Genomic DNA, 1,720 nt, shown 5'->3' with positions numbered 1-1,720 from the left:
CTGGGCTTCCCACCCTAGGGACCGGCAAGAGGCTTCTTCCTTATCTACCGTTCCAAGCGATTTCCAGACTTCGACGCGCTCTCCAAAGTAATTTCGTAGGACCTTGGGGATCGTAATGCGAGTGTAGAGCGATGTGCGCTTCTTGGGAAGAAACGTAGACATTCCAGCCTCCGAAACTGTAGCAGTTGGTTTTCTGTCTACAGTCCTGGAAGCGTTTTGGAAAGGGATCGCCGCTGTTTGTGCGGCTTGCATAGTTTGCTGGGGTGGATGACGGGTTTCGAACCCGCGACCTCCGGATCCACAATCCGGCGCTCTAACCAACTGAGCTACACCCACCACGAGGGCATGGAAGAAGATGATATTAACAAAGCGTGGATTGCCATCGCAACCGATGCTCTTTACTGCCGTGCATCGAACGCGGCTTGCATCTCGGCAAGAATGGCGGCGACGGTTGCGGGCGGATCCGCTGCATCCCGAATGGGGCGACCGATCACAAGATAATCCGCTCCAGATGCGATGGTCTGAGTGGGAGTGGTGGCCCGCGCGTGATCGTCGACCCCTCTGCCGGCCGGTCGAACCCCTGGAGTGACGATCCCAAAGCGCGGACCGATTTTCCTCCGGATGGCTGCGGCTTCTTCTCCGGATGCCACCACACCGTCACAGCCAACCTCTGAGGCCAGCAACGCCCTGGCTATGACGAGGTCTTGCACTGTCCGCTGTATTCCCATTTCCCGAAGATCGTTGCTGTCGAAGTTCGTCAGCACGGTCACGGCCAGCAGCTTCAGCGATGATCCTTCTCGCCCCTGCACGGCCGCGGTGAGCGCCTTGCGGTTCGCATGCACAGTCAGAAAATCAACTCCCATTGCAGCGACCCGCGCCGTCGCGCGACGAACCGTCTCCTCGATATCGAGGAACTTCAGATCGAGAAACACCCGCATGCCCCGCTCCACAATCCGCTGGACCATCGCCGGGCCTGCCGCGGTATAGAGCTCAAGACCCACCTTGACGAAGGAGATGTGTCCGTGGAGTCGGTCCAAGAGCCGATCTGCTTCTGATGCTGAAGGCACATCCAATGCCAAAATGAGTCGGTCGCGTGCCGTGATCTTCACCATACCTTACTCCTTCCTCAGGCCGATCCTTGACGACCGGCGACCCTCCATGATAGAAATCGACCTCTTTTGCAGAGGAGCTAACTATGCCACGCGTTCATAAATCGACGATTCGACGAGCCCGCCAAACAGACCGGCGCCATGAGAGAAATCGAGCAACTCTCAATACCGTGAAGACGCTCATCAAGAAGGTTCAGTCCGCCGTGGCGGAGAAAAAGACGGACGAGGCCAAGACCAGCTTGCTGGAAGCGACCTCGGCGATCGGAAAGGCTGTTTCGAAAGGTGTCCTTCATCGCAACACCGCATCCCGCCGAATTTCACGTTTGGCTCTTCGCGTCAATGCCCTGTCCGGTTCCGGCTCTTAATCGTTCGCACGTTCGATATGGTCCGCGCAGGATTGCGCTTCGGTGAGGCCGGAGGCCGAGGAGCCGGCTCGGTTCGCCGGCCGGCAGTGTCCTCGCAGAGCTTCAATAACAGACGCTCCAGCACGATTCTCGGACGACTCCCGCTTCCGCCCTTGAGCCTCCCATCGGTGTCGAGCAACAAGCGCAGCGCGGCTTGCAGGTGTGGTTCGGAAAATCGATCGAGGAAAGCGCGGACCTTCCAGGGGT

The 1,720-nt window shown here is 58.4% G+C and carries 4 protein-coding genes and 1 tRNA gene; 1 reads left to right on the top strand and 4 read right to left on the bottom strand.

Annotated features, from left to right (window positions below; all coding sequences use genetic code 11):
* The 3 genes from ACOSYY_RS11400 to pyrF form a co-directional block, all read right to left on the bottom strand.
* The coding region (locus ACOSYY_RS11400; protein ID WP_421662495.1) for a DUF6538 domain-containing protein at positions 1-162 on the bottom strand (162 nt) is incomplete at its 3' end.
* Between the two features lie 97 nt (positions 163-259).
* A tRNA-His gene (locus ACOSYY_RS11395) sits at positions 260-336 on the bottom strand.
* A gap of 62 nt (positions 337-398) precedes the next feature.
* Entirely contained in the window at positions 399-1,112 is a 714-nt protein-coding gene (gene pyrF / locus ACOSYY_RS11390; protein ID WP_421662494.1) for an orotidine-5'-phosphate decarboxylase, read from the bottom strand.
* 83 nt (positions 1,113-1,195) lie between these two features.
* Between pyrF and rpsT the strand changes: the two genes are divergently transcribed.
* Positions 1,196-1,474 (top strand): 30S ribosomal protein S20, encoded by a 279-nt coding sequence (rpsT, locus tag ACOSYY_RS11385; RefSeq protein ID WP_421662493.1) that lies wholly within the window; start codon positions 1,196-1,198, stop codon positions 1,472-1,474.
* Here rpsT and ACOSYY_RS11380 read toward each other — a convergent pair.
* A partial coding sequence (locus ACOSYY_RS11380) for a hypothetical protein (RefSeq protein WP_421662492.1) occupies positions 1,446-1,720 on the bottom strand: 275 nt, incomplete at its 5' end. The genes rpsT and ACOSYY_RS11380 overlap by 29 nt on opposite strands.

This window comes from Nitrospira sp. BLG_2 (assembly GCF_049222245.1).
Note: the sequence above shows the minus strand (reverse complement) of the source record. Positions and strands in the feature narration are given on the sequence as shown.

What these genes read in the sequence shown, in the direction of transcription:
- rpsT (WP_421662493.1), top strand. Translation starts at nt 1,196, where the DNA reads ATGCCACGCGTTCATAAATCGACGATTCGACGAGCCCGCCAAACAGAC.
- pyrF (WP_421662494.1), bottom strand. Translation starts at nt 1,112, where the DNA reads ATGGTGAAGATCACGGCACGCGACCGACTCATTTTGGCATTGGATGTG.